At 71.8% G+C, this 14,955-nt stretch carries 13 protein-coding genes; 6 read left to right on the top strand and 7 right to left on the bottom strand.

Annotated features, from left to right (window positions below; all coding sequences use genetic code 11):
• Positions 1-85 precede the first annotated feature (85 nt).
• The 3 genes from A3CQ_RS0113450 to pgfA all read left to right on the top strand — a co-directional run bounded on the left by A3CQ_RS0113450 (position 86) and on the right by pgfA (position 3,411).
• Entirely contained in the window at positions 86-1,276 is a 1,191-nt protein-coding gene (locus A3CQ_RS0113450; protein ID WP_370657610.1) for an acyl-CoA dehydrogenase family protein, read from the top strand.
• Positions 1,277-1,512: 236 nt separating this feature from the next.
• The gene (locus A3CQ_RS0113445) at positions 1,513-2,304 is read left to right on the top strand and encodes an SDR family oxidoreductase (RefSeq protein ID WP_020511459.1); all 792 of its coding nucleotides are present in this window, start codon (positions 1,513-1,515) and stop codon (positions 2,302-2,304) included.
• 51 nt (positions 2,305-2,355) lie between these two features.
• Entirely contained in the window at positions 2,356-3,411 is a 1,056-nt protein-coding gene (gene pgfA / locus A3CQ_RS0113440) for a cell envelope lipid trafficking protein PgfA (protein WP_026205661.1), read from the top strand.
• A gap of 74 nt (positions 3,412-3,485) precedes the next feature.
• Here pgfA and A3CQ_RS0113435 read toward each other — a convergent pair whose 3' ends face one another.
• Positions 3,486-4,601, bottom strand: a complete 1,116-nt coding sequence (locus A3CQ_RS0113435; RefSeq protein ID WP_020511457.1) for a steroid 3-ketoacyl-CoA thiolase — start codon at positions 4,599-4,601, stop codon at positions 3,486-3,488.
• Positions 4,602-4,710: 109 nt separating this feature from the next.
• Here A3CQ_RS0113435 and A3CQ_RS0113430 point away from each other — a divergent pair, with 109 nt between their 5' ends.
• Entirely contained in the window at positions 4,711-5,940 is a 1,230-nt protein-coding gene (locus A3CQ_RS0113430) for a cytochrome P450 (RefSeq protein WP_020511456.1), read from the top strand.
• A 1-nt stretch (position 5,941) separates the two neighbouring features.
• Here the strand turns inward: A3CQ_RS0113430 and A3CQ_RS0113425 are convergent, their stop codons facing one another.
• From A3CQ_RS0113425 to A3CQ_RS0113410, 4 genes are all read right to left on the bottom strand, one after another.
• Complete coding sequence (locus A3CQ_RS0113425) at positions 5,942-7,096, bottom strand: thiolase family protein (protein ID WP_084699049.1); 1,155 nt, start codon at positions 7,094-7,096, stop codon at positions 5,942-5,944.
• Positions 7,093-8,151, bottom strand: coding sequence for a thiolase family protein (locus A3CQ_RS0113420; RefSeq protein ID WP_020511454.1), 1,059 nt, complete (start codon positions 8,149-8,151; stop codon positions 7,093-7,095). The genes A3CQ_RS0113425 and A3CQ_RS0113420 overlap by 4 nt, the downstream gene beginning before the upstream one ends.
• Positions 8,151-9,095: a Zn-ribbon domain-containing OB-fold protein gene (locus tag A3CQ_RS0113415; protein ID WP_020511453.1), complete on the bottom strand. Its 945-nt coding sequence runs from the start codon at positions 9,093-9,095 to the stop codon at positions 8,151-8,153. Before A3CQ_RS0113415 ends, A3CQ_RS0113420 begins: the two co-directional genes overlap by 1 nt.
• A 103-nt stretch (positions 9,096-9,198) precedes the next feature.
• On the bottom strand, positions 9,199-10,002 hold the full coding sequence (locus A3CQ_RS0113410) for a crotonase/enoyl-CoA hydratase family protein (protein ID WP_040432362.1): 804 nt from the start codon (positions 10,000-10,002) through the stop codon (positions 9,199-9,201).
• A gap of 55 nt (positions 10,003-10,057) precedes the next feature.
• Here A3CQ_RS0113410 and A3CQ_RS0113405 point away from each other — a divergent pair, with 55 nt between their 5' ends.
• Together A3CQ_RS0113405 and A3CQ_RS0113400 are read left to right on the top strand one after the other, a co-directional pair.
• The gene (locus A3CQ_RS0113405; protein WP_020511451.1) at positions 10,058-11,671 is read left to right on the top strand and encodes an acyl-CoA synthetase; all 1,614 of its coding nucleotides are present in this window, start codon (positions 10,058-10,060) and stop codon (positions 11,669-11,671) included.
• Positions 11,661-12,755, top strand: coding sequence for an NAD(P)H-dependent flavin oxidoreductase (locus A3CQ_RS0113400; protein ID WP_020511450.1), 1,095 nt, complete (start codon positions 11,661-11,663; stop codon positions 12,753-12,755). The genes A3CQ_RS0113405 and A3CQ_RS0113400 overlap by 11 nt, the downstream gene beginning before the upstream one ends.
• A 113-nt stretch (positions 12,756-12,868) precedes the next feature.
• Here the strand turns inward: A3CQ_RS0113400 and A3CQ_RS58965 are convergent, their stop codons facing one another.
• A complete protein-coding gene (locus tag A3CQ_RS58965; protein ID WP_020511449.1) occupies positions 12,869-13,807 on the bottom strand; it encodes a phosphotransferase family protein in 939 nt (312 codons plus the stop codon).
• 498 nt (positions 13,808-14,305) lie between these two features.
• The gene (locus A3CQ_RS0113385) at positions 14,306-14,950 is read right to left on the bottom strand and encodes a GNAT family N-acetyltransferase (protein WP_026205659.1); all 645 of its coding nucleotides are present in this window, start codon (positions 14,948-14,950) and stop codon (positions 14,306-14,308) included.
• Positions 14,951-14,955 lie beyond the last annotated feature (5 nt).

The raw sequence follows: 14,955 nt of genomic DNA, 5'->3' as shown, positions 1-14,955 counted from the left end.
CGGGCGGAGTCACCGGGTTGGGCGAGGTCACCGAGCCTCCCTGCGCGGACGAGGGGGATGGGCAGCCAAGCAAGTGCTTGGTAGGGTGAGCCTACGCGCGAGGCGGGAGGCGACGCCAGTGGACGATGACCGGGAGTTCCGGCGCGAGATCCGGGACTGGCTCGCCACGAACGTGACCGACGACCTGCGCGGTGCCGGCGGCGCCGGCCGGGAGAACGAGGCCTTCGAGCAGCGCTGGGATTTCGCGCGCCGGCTGGCCGCGGCCGGCTGGTCCACGCTGGCCTGGCCGGTCGAGCACGGCGGGCGGGGCGCGTCGCTGGCCCGGCAGGTCATCTTCCACGAGGAGTACGCGAGATCCGGCACCCCCGGCCGCGTCGACCACATCGGCATCACCATGGTCGGGCCCACCCTCATGGCGCTCGGCACCGAGGTGCAGCGGCAACGCTTCCTGCCCGGCATCGCCTCGGCCACCGAGCTGTGGTGCCAGGGCTATTCCGAGCCCGGCGCCGGCTCCGACCTCGCCGCCGTCACCACCCGGGCCCGCCTCGACGGCGACCAGTGGGTGCTCACCGGCCAGAAGGTGTGGACGTCGCTGGCGCACGTGGCCGACTGGTGCTTCGTGCTGGCCCGCACGGCGCCCATCCCCGAAGGCGGTTCCCGCCACAATGGTCTGTCCTATCTGCTCGTGCCGATGCGCCAGCCCGGCGTCACGGTCCGCCCGATCCGGCAGCTCACCGGCGACAGCGAGTTCAACGAGGTGTTCTTCGACGACGCCCGCACGGCGCGCGACCTCGTGGTGGGCGAGCCCGGGCAGGGCTGGCGGGTCGCGATGGCGACGCTCGGCTTCGAGCGCGGCGCGGCCACGGTCGGCCAGCAGGTCGGCTTCCAGCGCGACCTCGACGACCTGGTGGCGCTGGCCCGGCGCACGGGCGCGGTGACTGATCCGGCCGTGCGCGAGCGGCTGACCCGCGCCTGGATCGACCTGACCGTGCTGCGGGCGCACACCCTGCGCGTGCTGGACGCACCGCCCACGGCCGGCACCGCGTCGGTCATCAAACTGCTCTGGTCGCGCTGGCGGCAGGGGCTCGGCGAGCTCGCGATGACGGTGCTCGGCCCGCTCGGCGTGGCGGCCCCGCCCGGCGACCAGGAGGTCGAGCGGTGGCGGCGGCTGTTCCTGTTCAGCCGGGCCGACACGATCTACGGCGGCTCCAACGAGATCCAGCGCGGCATCCTCGCCGAGCGAGTCCTTGGCCTGCCCCGCCAGGACCGCCGGTGACGGCTCTTCCGCACCCGCACCCGCAGCCGTCGTTGCCGCCGCCACCGTCGCCGTCGTCGCCGCACTCACAACCACAGCCGCCGTCGCCGCCGTCGCCGCCGCAGTCGTCGCCGCCACCGTCGCCGTCGCACCGATCGCCGCAGTCGTCGCCGTCGCACCCGCCGTCGTCGCCGCAGCCGTACCCGTCGCCGTCGCCGCCGCACCCGCAGCCGTCGTCGCCGCAGCGGCGGCCGGAGTTGGAGTCGGAGCCGCCGCGTCTGCGGCCGCCGGACGGGCATGGACTGCTCGACGGCAAGGTCGTGGTGGTCACCGCGGCGGCGGGCACCGGCATCGGATCGGCCATTGCCGAGCGCTGCCTGGTCGAGGGCGCTCGGGTGGTGCTCAGCGACAGCCACGAGCGACGTCTGGCCGAGGCTCGTGAACGGCTCACGGAGGCGTACGGGAAAAGGGTCTGTTCGTTTGTTTGTGATGTCACCGACGAGAGCGCCGTGCGTGCGCTGGTGGCGGGCGCCGCGGGCGAGTTCGGCCGGCTCGACGTCATGATCAACAACGCCGGGCTCGGCGGCAACCGGCCGGTCACCGAGATGGGCGACGACGAGTGGGCGCGGGTCCTCGACGTCACGCTGACCGGGACGTTCCGCTGCACGCGGGCGGCGCTCGGCCAGATGATCGCGCAGGGCGGCGGCGGTGCCGTGGTCAACAACGCCTCCGTGCTGGGCTGGCGCGCCCAGGCCGGGCAGGCGCACTACGCGGCGGCGAAGGCGGGCGTCATGGCGTTCACCCGCTGCGCGGCGCTTGACGTGGCGGCCCACGGCATCCGGGTCAACGCGGTGGCGCCCAGCCTCGCCGAACACCCGTTCCTGACCAAGGTGATCAGCGAACGGGAACTGGCCGATCTGGCCCGGCATGAGGCGTTCGGCCGGGCGGCGCGCCCGTGGGAGGTCGCGACGGTGGTGGCGTTCCTGGCCAGCGACTACGCCTCCTACCTGACCGGCGAGGTCATCTCGGTGAGCAGCCAGCGCGCCTAGACGCCGATCCATCCAAGACTGTAACGTGTTCTACCTCACAGGAGGTGGGTCATGCGACGGGTTACAGGTTCGATTCTCGTTGGTGTGGGCGTTCTCTGTGTCATCTCAGCCGGAGTTCTCGCATGGGTCATCGTGCCTATGCAGAAACAGGTTCCAACCGATATGAAGCCACCGGACGTGGTGGTCGTGGCGCCCAACGCGACCTTTGTGGCCACGCAGATCTCGGCGACCGGCGTGCAGGTGAGCGTGCAGCACGGCACGTTGGCGTCCACGACCGTGGTCACGCCCGATCCCAAGACTGCCGACAGTCTCACCGGCGACCTCGCCGGCAAGACACTGATCTGGGGTACCACCCAGACCACCGCCTGGGTCGAGACCAAGGCGGGTATCAGCCAGAACGACAGCAAGATCGCGCTCGACCAGAAGTCCGGCGCGGCGGTGCCGTGGAGCGGTCAGTGCTATCACGAGGCGCAGCTCGATCCGACGAAGGACACCGGTTGCACCCCGGGCAACATCAACTTCACGGGGCAGTTCTATCTCTTCCCGTTCGACACCGGGAAGAAGACCTATCAGTACTGGGATGGCACCCTGCGCTCGGCGCTGCCGATCGCGTACAAGGGCGAGGAAAAGGTCAGCGGTTTGGACACTTACCGCTTCGAGCAGGTAGTACCAAAGACGCCGCTGCCGGTGGACGCGCCGACGCTGGCCGGCATACTCGCCTTCCTGGCGCCCGGCGCGCGCGGCGGCACGATGACCTACGAGGCCTCTCGCACGCTCTGGGTCGAGCCGATGACCGGCGCGATCGTGGCCTATCAGGAGCGGCAGCACCGTGAGCTCGCGCCCGACACCGGGGCGCCGGTGGTCCTGCTCGACGCCACCTTCCAGTACGACCCGGCCACCGCCAAGGCCGTCACCGACGAGGCCAAGGACGGCCGCGACCAGATCCTGCTGCTGGGCCGCTACCTGCCGATCGGCCTGCTCGTGGTCGGGCTGGTGGGGATCGTGGCCGGCCTGCTGATGCTGCACCGCCGGACGGCGCCGCCGACGGCCACCCCCGCACCCGCGACCGTTCCGACGGCCGTGCCGGAGGCCGAGCAGCGGGGCTGAGCCGCAGGGCTGAGCTGCGGGGCTGAGCTGCGTGGCTGAGCCGAGCAGTTGGGCCTCGCCGCCCGGCCCGGGCCTCAGAGACGCTCGATGATGCCGGCGGTGGACATCGCGCCGCCGGCACACATGGTGACCAGCGCGGTGCGCCCGCCCGTGCGCTCCAGCTCATGCAACGCCGTGGTCAGCAGCCGCGCCCCGGTGCTGCCGACCGGATGCCCAAGGGCGATCGCCCCGCCGTTGACATTCACCCGGTCCGGGTCGGCCTGATGCACCGAGAGCCAGGAGAGCACCACGCTCGCGAACGCCTCGTTCACCTCGACCACGTCGATGTCTTCGATCTTCATCCCGGTGCGGGCCAGCACCCGGTCGGTGGCCGCGATCGGCCCGTCCAGGTGGTAGTACGGCTCGGCGCCGATCAGGCACTGGGCCAGAATGCGGGCGCGCGGGCGCAGACCGAGCGCCCGCGCCCGGTCGGCGTCCATGAGCAGGACCGCCGCGGCGCCGTCCGAGATCTGTGACGACGTCCCGGCCGTGTGCCGCCCGTCGGGCAGGACCGGCTTCAGCCCGGCCAGACCCTCCATCGTGGTCTCCCGCAGGCCCTGGTCCCGGTCCACGCCGGCGACCGGGACGACCTCCCGGTCGAAGCGGCCCTCCCGCCAGGCACGCGCCGCGTTGGCCTGCGAGCGCACCCCGAACCGGTCGAGGTCCTCGCGGGTCAGGCCGCGCCGGTCGGCGATCCGCTCGGCCGCCACATACTGATTGGGCAGGTCGATGTCCCAGGACAATGGGCGGGGGAGCCCCGCCTCGCCGAGGTTGGCCCGCAACGGCACCCGGCTCATCGACTCCACCCCGCAGGCGACGCCGGCCTCGATCGCGTCGGCCGCGATCAGCCCGGCCACGAGGTGGGCGGCGTGCTGGGCTGAGCCGCACTGCGCGTCGATGGTCACGCAGCCGGTCGCGTACGGGAGACCGGCGTGCAGCCACGCGGTGCGGGTGATGTTGTTGGACTGTTCGCCGCCCTGCGTCACGCAGCCGCCGATGGCCTGCTCGACGACGGCCGGGTCCACGCCGGACCGGTCGAGCAGCCCGCGCTGGGCCGCGCCGAGCAGCTCGGCGGGGTGCAGGCCGGACAGGTGGCCACCGCGGCGGCCGATCGGCGTGCGGACCGCGTCGACGATCACCGGAACGCCCACGGCACTCTCCATTCATAGAACGTGTTCTTATATCAAAGCATGGAGGGCATACCGCTGGAGGCGTGTGCGTGCTTGAATCGGTAGAACCTGTTTCTGTGTAGGAGGAGCCGTGGCCGAGCCCCGTATCCCCACCGGTTTTGACTTCACCGACCCGGAGATCCTTGTTCACGGCATCCCGCACGCGGAGTTCGCCGAGATGCGGCGCAACGCCCCGGTCTGGTGGATCCCCCAGGAGCGCGGGAGCGCCGGCTTCGACGACGACGGGTACTGGGCGGTCACCCGGCACGCCGACGTGATGGCCGTGTCCCGCGACAGCGAGACGTACTCCAGCTGGGAGAACACGGCGATCGTCCGCTTCCAGCCCGACATGCCGCGAGAGCGCATCGAGATGCAGCGGTACGTGCTGCTCAACATGGACCCGCCGCAGCACACCCAGCAGCGCTCGATCGTGTCCCGAGGCTTCACCCCGCGGGCGATCAACAGCCTGCGCGCGGCGCTGACCGCCCGCGCCGAGCGGATCCTCAACGAGGCCGGCGGCGACGGCGGCGACTTCGTCACCCAGATCGCCTGCGAGCTGCCCCTGCAGGCCATCGCCGAGCTGCTCGGCGTGCCGCAGGAGGACCGCCGCGACATCTTCGAATGGTCGAACGCGATGGTCGGCGCCGACGACCCGGAGTACAAGGCCGCCGACGACCCGCTCCAGCCCGCCATGGAGCTGCTCGGCTACGCCATGAAGATGGCCGAGGAGCGGCAGGCCTGCCCCCGCGACGACATCGTGAGCACGCTCGTGCAGGCCGAGATCGGCGGGGAGCACCTGTCCTCCGACGAGTTCGGGTTCTTCGTGCTCGTGCTGGCCGTGGCCGGCAACGAGACCACCCGCAACGCCATCTCGCACGGGATGCTGGCCATGCTCGAGCACCCCGACCAGTGGGCGGCGTTCAAGGCGAACCGCCCGCGCACCGCGGTCGACGAGATCGTCCGCTGGGGCACCCCGGTGAACGTCTTCCAGCGCACCGCGACCCGCGACACCGAGCTCGGCGGCCAGCAGATCCGCAAGGGCCAGCGCGTCGCCATCTTCTACGGCTCGGCGAACTTCGACGAGGAGGTCTTCGACCACCCGGAGCGGTTCGACATCACCCGCAGCCCCAACCCGCACCTCGGGTTCGGCGGCAGCGGCGCGCACTTCTGCCTCGGCGCCAACCTGGCCCGGCTGGAGATCGACCTGATCTTCAACGCGATCGCCGACCTCATGCCGGAGATCAGCCTGGCCGGCCCGCCCGAGCGTCTCCGCTCCGGCTGGCTCAACAGCATCAAGCATCTGCCGGTGCGGTACCGCTGAGCTATCGGGGTTCGGCCGCGACAACCCACATCGAGAAAAACTGCGATCCCCCGCCGTACGCGTGCCCGAGCGCCACCCGCGCGCCGGGCACCTGGTGATCGCCGGCCCGGCCCATCACCTGCATGGCCGCCTCGGCGAACCGCAGCATGCCGGACGCGCCGATCGGGTTGGAGCAGAGCACGCCGCCGGACGGGTTGACCGGAAGCTTTCCGCCGATCCGGGTCTCGCCCGACTCGGTGAGCTTCCAGCCGTGCCCGGCCTCGGTGAAGCCCAGGTTCTCCAGCCACATCGGCTCGAACCACGAGAACGGCACATAGATCTCGGCGGCGTCGACCTCCTCGAGCGGGTCGGTGATGCCGGCCGCCTTCCACAGCGCCTGGGCGGCCTCGGCGCCGGCCCTCGGGTTCACGTGGTCCTTTCCGGCAAAAAACGTCGGTTCCGTACGCATGGCGGTCGCGCGGATCCACGCCACCGGCCGCTCGCTCGCCTCGGCCGCGCTCTCGTCGCCGATCACGACCGCGCACGCGCCGTCGGACGAGGGGCACGTCTCGTCGTACCGGATGGGGTCCCAGAGCATCGGTGAGGCCTGCACCGACTCGAGGGTGATGCCGGGCTGCCGTAGATGGGCGTAGGGGTTGAGCGCCCCGTTGCGGCGGTCCTTGACCGCCACCAGCGAGCCGATGTGCCCGGGGGCGTGCGAGCGCCGGATGTACGACCGGATGTGCGGCGCGAAGTAGCCGCCGGCGCCCGCCCCGATCGGCGCGGTGAACGGCGGCTGGATCGACAGCGCCCACATGGCGTTGGACTCCGACTGCTTCTCGAACGCCACCGCGAGCACCCGCCGGTGTACGCCGGCCCGGATCAGCGTGGTCGCCACGTTCGCGGTCGCGCCGCCGACCGAGCCGGCCGTGTGCACCCGCAGCAGTGGCCGGCCGCTCGCGCCCAGCGCGTCGGCGAGGAACAGCTCGGGCATCATCACGCCCTCGAACAGGTCGGGCGCCTTGCCCAGCACCACCGCGTCGATCTCCGGCCAGTCCACGCCCGCGTCGGCCAGAGCCCGGTCGATCGCCTCCCGGCACAGCCCGGCCATCGACACGTCGGTGCGGCGCGTCCGGTGGTGCGTCTGCCCGGTGCCCAGCACGGCCGCCCTTCTCACGACTCCGCCTCCAGTACGCAGATGAGGTTCTGTTGCAGGGCCGGTCCGCTCGTGGCGTGCCCGGCCGCCTTCCGCACCTCGCCGGACATCACCCGCTCGGCCGCGGCGCCGATGCGGGCCAGGCCGGCCGAGAACATCGGGTTGCCGGTCAGGGCGCCGCCGGACGGGCTGATCCGGACCCGCTCGCCCAGCCCGAGCGCCGTCCGCAGCAACAGCTCCTGGTGGGTGAACGGGGCGTGCAGCTCGATCAGGTCGAGGTCGTCGGGCAGGCCCGCCGCCTCGGCCGCGGCGGTCGCCGACGGGACCGTGGTGAGGTCGCGCTCGCCCAGCGCCTGCGGGTCGATCCGGTGGGCCACGCCGGTGATCCAGGCCGGTCGCTCGCGCAGCTCGCGGGCGCGGTCGCCGGCCGCCAGCACCAGCGCGGCGGCGCCGTCCGAGACGGGCGCGCAGTCGTGCCGTCGCAGCGGGTCGGCGATGTACGGCTCGGCGAGCAGTTCGTCGATCTCCGCCGCGCCGGACACCTGGGCGTACGGATTGGTGGCGGCGTCGGCCCGGCTGCGCGCGGCCACCTCGGCCATGGCGCGCTCGGTGACGAGGCCCGCGTCGAGGGCGAAGCGGGCCTGCAGCGCGGCGATGCTCACCGAGTCCGGCCACAGCGGCGCGGTCACGTACGGGTCGAGCTGCAGCGCCAGCACCCGGCGCAACTGCCCGGCCGAGGACTTGCCGAAGCCGTACACCAGCGCGGTCTCCGCCTCGCCGGCCAGGATCTTCACGTACGCCTCGTAGAACGCCCACGCGGCGTCCATCTCCACGTGCGACTCGCAGATCGGCGGGAACGCCCCGATCGCGTCGACGGCGTTGACGAACGAGAACGCCCGGCCGGCCAGGTAGTCGGACGAGCCGGAGCACCAGAACCCGACCTCACGCCGGTCGAGGCCGGCTGCCTCCAGGGCCTGCCGGAAGACCGGTACGAGGGTCTCGACCCCGCTGGTGGTGCCGGCCGAGGGCCGGTTCGGGGCCTGGGCGAAGCCGACGACGGCGACGGTCTGATCCATCACAGGTGGTCCTCGTAGGACTCGTAGGGCGCGTCCGGCTCGTCGAGCGGCCGGAAGTGGGCGATGTTCTCGGGCGTGTAGGTCCAGGTCTCGCGATCGCGCCAGACCGCGGCCACCCGCATGCCCATCCGCACCTGGTCGGCGGGCAGGCCGAGGATGAGGTGGGGGATCGGGATGTCGGCGCCATCAAGCAAGATCTGGGCCACGACGTACGGGGGTTCGAGGCGCTGCCCGGCGAAGGGGACGTTGACCACGCAGAACGTGGTGACCGTGCCGTGATCGCGGACCGTCACCTCCTCCTCGGTCGGGACGCCGTCGGCCGGGCAGACCCGCGGTGGGACGTAGACCTTGCGGCAGACCGGGCAGCGCTGCCCCAGCAGCCGGCCCTCGGCCAGCGCCCGCAGATAGCGGCTCTCCTCGTCGGAGGTGGTGTGCGTGTAGGCGAGCCGGATCGGCGCCGTCATGATCGTGACCGGATCCCCGCCGATCTCCTGTTCCGGGGCCTGCCCCACGCCCGGTTCGAAACACTCGATGTCGCGGATGTTCCCGGTTCTCTCGGCGGCCCAGCGGATCCGGACGCGCATGCCCGTACGCATCCGGTCGCGGGAGCCCGCGTCGACGGCGTGCAGCAGGGCGGTGTCGGCGCCGTCGAGCCGGATCAGCGCCCAGCCGAACGGCCGGTCGAGCGGCTGCCCGTCGAGCGGCCGGTCGGTCCACGTCCAGCCGGCCACGGTGCCGGTGGGCTGGACGTCGACGAGCTCGGTCACCGGGGCGTGGGTGGCGGGGTCGTACTCCAGCGGGGGCACGTGGATGCGGCCGTCCGCGGTCCGGCTGCCCAGCACCCGGCGGTCGCGCAGGCCGGTCATGAACCGGCCCAGGACCGGGCCGAGCGAGCGGGTGTAGTCGAAGCCGATCACCAGCGGGGCGGAGAGCGCGGTGTACACGCCCGCCAGTGAAACACGTTCTAAGTTGGCGAATCAAGAGCCCGACCCTGTGCCATCTAGCCAACTGAAACGCGTTATAGGGAGCCGATCGGCCCGCGAGCCTTCAGTGACCGTGGAACTGGGGTGCGCGCTTCTCGATGAACGCTCGCGGGCCTTCCTTCGCGTCGTCGCTGCGGAACACCGCCGTGCCGATCCGGGACTCCACGGCGAAAGCCTCGTCCTCGGCCATACCTTCGGTTTCCCTGATCGTACGAAGGATTGCCTGTATGGCCACCGGACCGTTCGCGGCGATCAGGCCGGCCAGCTCGAGGGCCTTGGCGAGCGCCTGGCCGTCCGGCACGACGTGGCCGATGAGGCCGGCGTCCCGGGCCTCGGCGGCGCTCAGCTGACGGCCGGTCAGCAGCATCTCGGCCGCGATCGTGTACGGGATCTGGCGCACCAGCCGCACCGCCGACCCGCCGAGCGGGAACAGGCCCCAGCGCGCCTCCGACACCGCGAAGCGGGCGCTCTCCGCGGCGACGCGTACGTCCGTGGCCTGAAGAATTTCGGTTCCGCCGGCGACCGCGGGGCCCTCGACGGCGGCCACCAGCGGCTTGGTCAGCCGGCGGCCCTTGAGCAACGCGTCGATGCGGGACAGGTCGGCGCCGTTGAAGCTGTCGCCCGGATGCGATTGGGTCATCGCCCGCAGGTCGGCGCCCGCGCAGAACGCGCCGCCCGCGCCGGTGAGCACGCAGACCCGGATCTCCGGATCGGCGTCGACCCGGTCCCACGCGTCGCGCATGATGGCCATCATCTCGGCGGAGAGCGCGTTGCGGACCTGCGGCCGGTTCATCGTGACGATGAGGATCGGCCCGCGTTGCTCGACGAGGGCGTGCGGCTCCGGCTCCACGGTGCCTCCTGGGGGCATGCCCGCGGCCTCCCCGGGGCTTGTCACGAACAATAACAGGTTCTACTTTCTGTGGATGGCGGCAAATATCGCAGACCTGTTCGAGCACGCGGTCGATGCCTTCGGCGACCGGACCGCGGTGTGCTTCGGCGAGCAGACGATCGGCTATGCCGAGCTCGAGGAGCGCGCCAATCGCCTCGCGCACTTCCTGCAAGATCACGGGGTGCGCCCGGGCGACCATGTCGGGCTCTACGCCGGCAACTCGATCGAGGCCGTGGTGGCGATGATCGCCGTCTACAAGCTGCGGGCCGCGGTCGTCAACATCAACTACCGCTACGTCGAGAACGAGTTGCAATTTCTCTTCGCGGACGCCGAACTGGCGGCCCTGATCCACGACCGCCGCTTCGGGCCCCGGGTCGCGGCCGTGGCCCCCGATCTGCGGACCGCGGTCGCCCTCCCGGACGGCTCCTCCGAAGTCATCGGCGGCTACTCCTATGCGGACGCGCTGGCCGCCGGGGACCCGGTCCGGGATTTCGGCGAGCGTTCCCCGGACGACATCTACCTGCTCTACACCGGCGGCACGACCGGTTACCCGAAGGGCGTGCTCTGGCGGCACGAGGACGTGTGGCGGACGCTCGGCGGCGGCGTCGACTTCATGACCGGCGTCCCGCTCGAGGACGAGTGGCAGCAGTCGCGGCGCGGCCTGGGCACGGACGGGATGGTGCGGCTCTGCCTCGCCCCGCTGATCCACGGCAACGCGCAGTGGGCCGCGCTCATGGCGCTGTTCGCCGGCGACACGGTGGTCATGCTGCCGCACTTCGACCCGGACGAGGTCTGGCGCACCATCGACCGGCGCCGGGTCAACGTCGTCGTCCTGATCGGCGATGCCATGGCCCGCCCCATCATCGAGGCGTACGCGAAGGGAGGTTATGACGGCTCCTCGGTCGGTGCGGTCTCCTCCAGCGGTGCGCTGTTCTCCCCGGTGGTCAAACGGCAATACCTCGAACTGCTGCCGAATATTCTGGTGACCGACGCGATCGGCGCCTCCGAGACCGGCTTCACCGGCCTGGGCGTGGTCGCGGACGTGCCCGGCGGCGCCGTCGAGGACCCGCGCGTCATGCCCGGCCCGACCACGGTGGTGCTCGGCGACGACGGCCACCCGGTGGCGCCCGGGGTTGTGGGGCGGCTGGCCAAGAGCGGCTACCTTCCGCTCGGCTACTACAAGGACCCGGTCAAAACCGCCGAGCTGCTGACCGAGGTGGACGGCGTGCGCTACGCGCTGCCCGGCGACCTGGCCCGGCTCGAGGAGGACGGCACCATCACCCTGCTCGGCCGGGGCAGCACGTGCGTGAACACCGGCGGCGAGAAGGTCTTCCCCGAGGAGGTCGAGGGCGCGCTCAAGACCCACCCCGACGTCTTCGACGCGCTGGTCATCGGCGTACCCGACGAAAGGCTCGGACAACGGGTGGCGGCGCTGATCCAGCCGCGCCCGGGTGCCTCGCTCGACCTCGTCGCGGTCGAGGAGCACCTGCGGGAACAGATCGCGGGTTACAAGGTGCCCCGCGCGATCTGGCTGGTCGACGAGATATCACGCACCATCAGCGGCAAGGCCGACTACCGCTGGGCACACCAGCATGCCACCTCGCATCCGGCAGCGTCCCGTTCCCAGGAGGTCAACCATGCGGACTGAGCTGTGCGAGCGGCTCGGCATCGAGCACCCGATCGTCGGCTTCAGCCCCTCCGAGCACGTGGTCGCGGCGCTCAGCCGGGCCGGCGGTTTCGGGGTGCTCGGCTGCGTGCGCTTCAACGAGGCGGACGAGCTGGAGGAGGTGCTCACCTGGCTCGACGCGAACACCGGCGGCCGGCCGTACGGCGTGGATGTGGTGATGCCCAGCCACTCGCCCACCGAGGGCGCGCCGACCGACCTGGACAAGCTGATTCCGGCCGGGCACCGCGACTTCGTCGAGCGCACGCTGCTGCGCCTCGGCGTGCCCCCGCTCGGCGTCGACGCGTCCCGCCGCGAGGGGGTGCTCGGGTGGCTGCACTCGGTGGCCCGCTCGCACGTCGAGGTGGCGCTGAACCATCCGGTGCGGCTGATCGCCAACGCGCTCGGCCCGCCCCCGCCGGACGTTATCGCCCAGGCCCACGCGCACGGCCTGCTGGTGGCCGCGCTGGCCGGCCGGGCCGACCATGCCCGCAGCCACGTGACCAGCGGGGTCGATCTGGTAGTGGCGCAGGGCTACGAGGCCGGCGGCCACACCGGCGAGATCGCCAGCATGGTGCTCGTGCCGGAGGTGGTCGACGCGGTGGGGGAATCGGTCCCGGTGTTGGCCGCCGGCGGCATCGGCAGCGGCCGGCAGATCGCCGCGGCGCTCGCGCTCGGCGCGCGCGGGGTCTGGATGGGCTCGGTCTGGCTCGGCACGGCCGAGTATCAGACCCCGCCCGCCCTGCGCGAGGCGCTGCTGAAGGCCGGCTCCAGCGACACGGTCCGCAGCCGCATCTACTCCGGGAAGCCGGCCCGCCTGCTGCGCAACCGCTGGACCGACGCCTGGTCCGAGGCCGAGGCGCCGGCCCCGCTGCCGATGCCGCTGCAGAACTTGCTGGTCTCGGAGGCACACACCCGCCTCATGGAGTCAGGCGATCCGACCGTCGTACCAATGCCGGTCGGCCAGATCGTCGGCCGGATGAACGAGGTGCGCCCGGTCGCCGACGTCCTCGCCGACCTGGTCGCCGAGGCCGACGAGACCCTGACCCGGCTGGGCAAGCTCGTGTGAGCCCGTTCGGGCCGTGCCCTCGCTGGCGGTCAGGGCGGTTCGCAGTTGTTCGTGTGTCGGAGTCAATCGGCGCCGGCCGGCTGCTAGTGCGGCCAGGCCCATCACGGGCGGCTCTAGGTTCCGAGGGCGGTGAATCGGGCGGTCAGATCGTCTATCCATTGCGCCGGCGTCCGATGGTCCGGTAGTGCAACGCCGGCCTCGGCCCGCCACAGCGCGTCACCCAGAACGGTGCGCAGGTGCCAAGCCATGATCCGGTCCACATCCAACGTGGTGCCGGACATCCGCTCGTACGCGGCCACCGTCGCGGTGAACAACTCGATGCCGCAATCTCCGGGCAGGCATCGCAGGCCGAACTCGGGTTCGCCGGTGCCGGCTGTCTCCCAGTCGATGACCAGGCGCAGCCGCAACGACTTCCGATCCCAGAGGTGGTTGTCGCCGTGGAAGTCGCCGTGCACCAGAACCGTCCGGCCCGGCGCCGCGAGCACCCGGTCGGTCCAGTCGCACCAGGACAACACCCGGTCCCGCTGGTCTGGTCTGATCATTGGTCCGAATCCGGCCCGCAGGGTGGCCGTCGAGGCCGGCGCCATCGGCTCGGGCAGCGGGCCCATCTCCTCGGACACCGTCTTCAGCACCTGAGAGTCGTGCAGATCTGCCAGGACCGTGGCCAGATCACTCGCAATGGTCTGCCTGTCAGCGGGCGCGACCATATGCCGTATGTCGAAGAACGGCACGGCGGCCACTCGTCGCGTGATCAGCATCGCTGGATCGCGCGACACCGCCACGACGATCGGCAGCGGCAACCGTGGTGCGGCCGCCCGCAGTGCCGCCATCAGCCGGACTTGATGGCAGATCCGCAGCGCGGGCGGCTCAGCCCAGGCAAACTTCACCACGAACCGGCCGTCGACGACGGCGCTGGCCGCGCACCACTGCGGATCGTCGCTCGGCTCCAGCCCTCGTGGCACGATCGTGCCGTCAGCCAGATCCGGCGAGACCGTCCGCAGCCCAGCCCGCAACGCCTCCACCGTCGGCTCGCTCAGCCAGGTCAACGCCATCCGGTCAGCATGAACGATCCATCCGACCATTCGCCGACGGACCTAGGTCGGTTAGGGCCTGTCCTGCCGATCACGTGGTAGCGAGGCGAGGGTCAGGCGCCACCTGGGCCACGCCGCAGCCTCGCGTGATCGGGCAGGACAGGCCCTAGGCGGCCGTGCGGCCAGCACGGAGTTCCATGGCCCCGCCCGGCCGGCGCGGCCACCAGCAGGCCGTGCGCGTGGGCCTGGGCGATCACGTCCAGCGGAGGCGGGCCCAGTTCGGCGAAGAGCGCGACAGCGGCTGCGCGATCCTCGACGCTGGTGTGGTCCGACCGTTTGACCGTCATCCCGCCTAACTCTTCCGCAAGCACCCGACCCCGGTGGCGTGCAGGCAGGCGACGAAGGGCTTGATGTCGCCCAGGCTGAACCGCGGCCGTGAGCAGCGCCCGTGCCGGCGCCGGAACTGGACGGACGAGGGTCGCCGCCGCGGGGACGCCGGAGGCCAGAGTGGGCACCGCGTCACAGGCCCAGCACTGGCCTGCATTCCGCGACGCCGGACAGCGTGATGTCGGCGCGTCGGCGCCTCTCCCAGTCGGCTCGGGTCAGCCGCCAGCGCTGCAGCTCGGCCGGCTCGCTGCGGCGGGTGGCCCAGTCCGTGCCGTTGCGGGAGTAGCCGAGGGCCTCGGACACCCGGTTCGAGGCGTGGTTGTCGGTGAAGGCGTCGCTGCCGGCCTCGCGGGCGCCGAAGCCCTCGAAGGCCAGGTGGAGGATCGCCGCCCGCGCTTCCTTGCCCAGCCCGCGGCCTCGGGCGGCGGGCGCCAGCCACGAGAACGAGGTCACGGTGCCGATCGCGGCGAAGTCGCGGGCGATCAGGTCCTGCATGCCGACCGGCTCGCCGTCGTCGCAGATCACGAAGTAGAGGCGCCAGAACTCGGCGCTGACCCGCGCCCGGCCGGCCCAGACGGCGCGCATCCAGCGCCATTCCCGGGCCGGGCTGTCGTCGTAGAGCGACATCGGATCGTCGAACGGCAGCGGCTCGCCGGCCGGGACCACGCCGGCCCGGACCACCGGCACCAGCCGCTCCAGCAGCTCGTCGGTGGCGGCGGCGAGCGTCAGCCGCGGCGTACGAACGGCCAGGTTCAGAAGGGGGTAACTGGACGGCACCGGGG

This window comes from Paractinoplanes globisporus DSM 43857, from assembly GCF_000379645.1.
Classification (GTDB): domain Bacteria; phylum Actinomycetota; class Actinomycetes; order Mycobacteriales; family Micromonosporaceae; genus Actinoplanes; species Actinoplanes globisporus.
Note: the sequence above shows the minus strand (reverse complement) of the source record. Positions and strands in the feature narration are given on the sequence as shown.

Coding starts and splice junctions, on each gene's coding strand:
- A3CQ_RS58965 (WP_020511449.1), bottom strand. CDS start 13,807: ATGGCGTTGACCTGGCTGAGCGAGCCGACGGTGGAGGCGTTGCGGGCT.
- pgfA (WP_026205661.1), top strand. CDS start 2,356: ATGCGACGGGTTACAGGTTCGATTCTCGTTGGTGTGGGCGTTCTCTGT.
- A3CQ_RS0113420 (WP_020511454.1), bottom strand. CDS start 8,151: ATGGATCAGACCGTCGCCGTCGTCGGCTTCGCCCAGGCCCCGAACCGG.
- A3CQ_RS0113400 (WP_020511450.1), top strand. CDS start 11,661: ATGCGGACTGAGCTGTGCGAGCGGCTCGGCATCGAGCACCCGATCGTC.
- A3CQ_RS0113410 (WP_040432362.1), bottom strand. CDS start 10,002: ATGCCCCCAGGAGGCACCGTGGAGCCGGAGCCGCACGCCCTCGTCGAG.
- A3CQ_RS0113405 (WP_020511451.1), top strand. CDS start 10,058: ATGGCGGCAAATATCGCAGACCTGTTCGAGCACGCGGTCGATGCCTTC.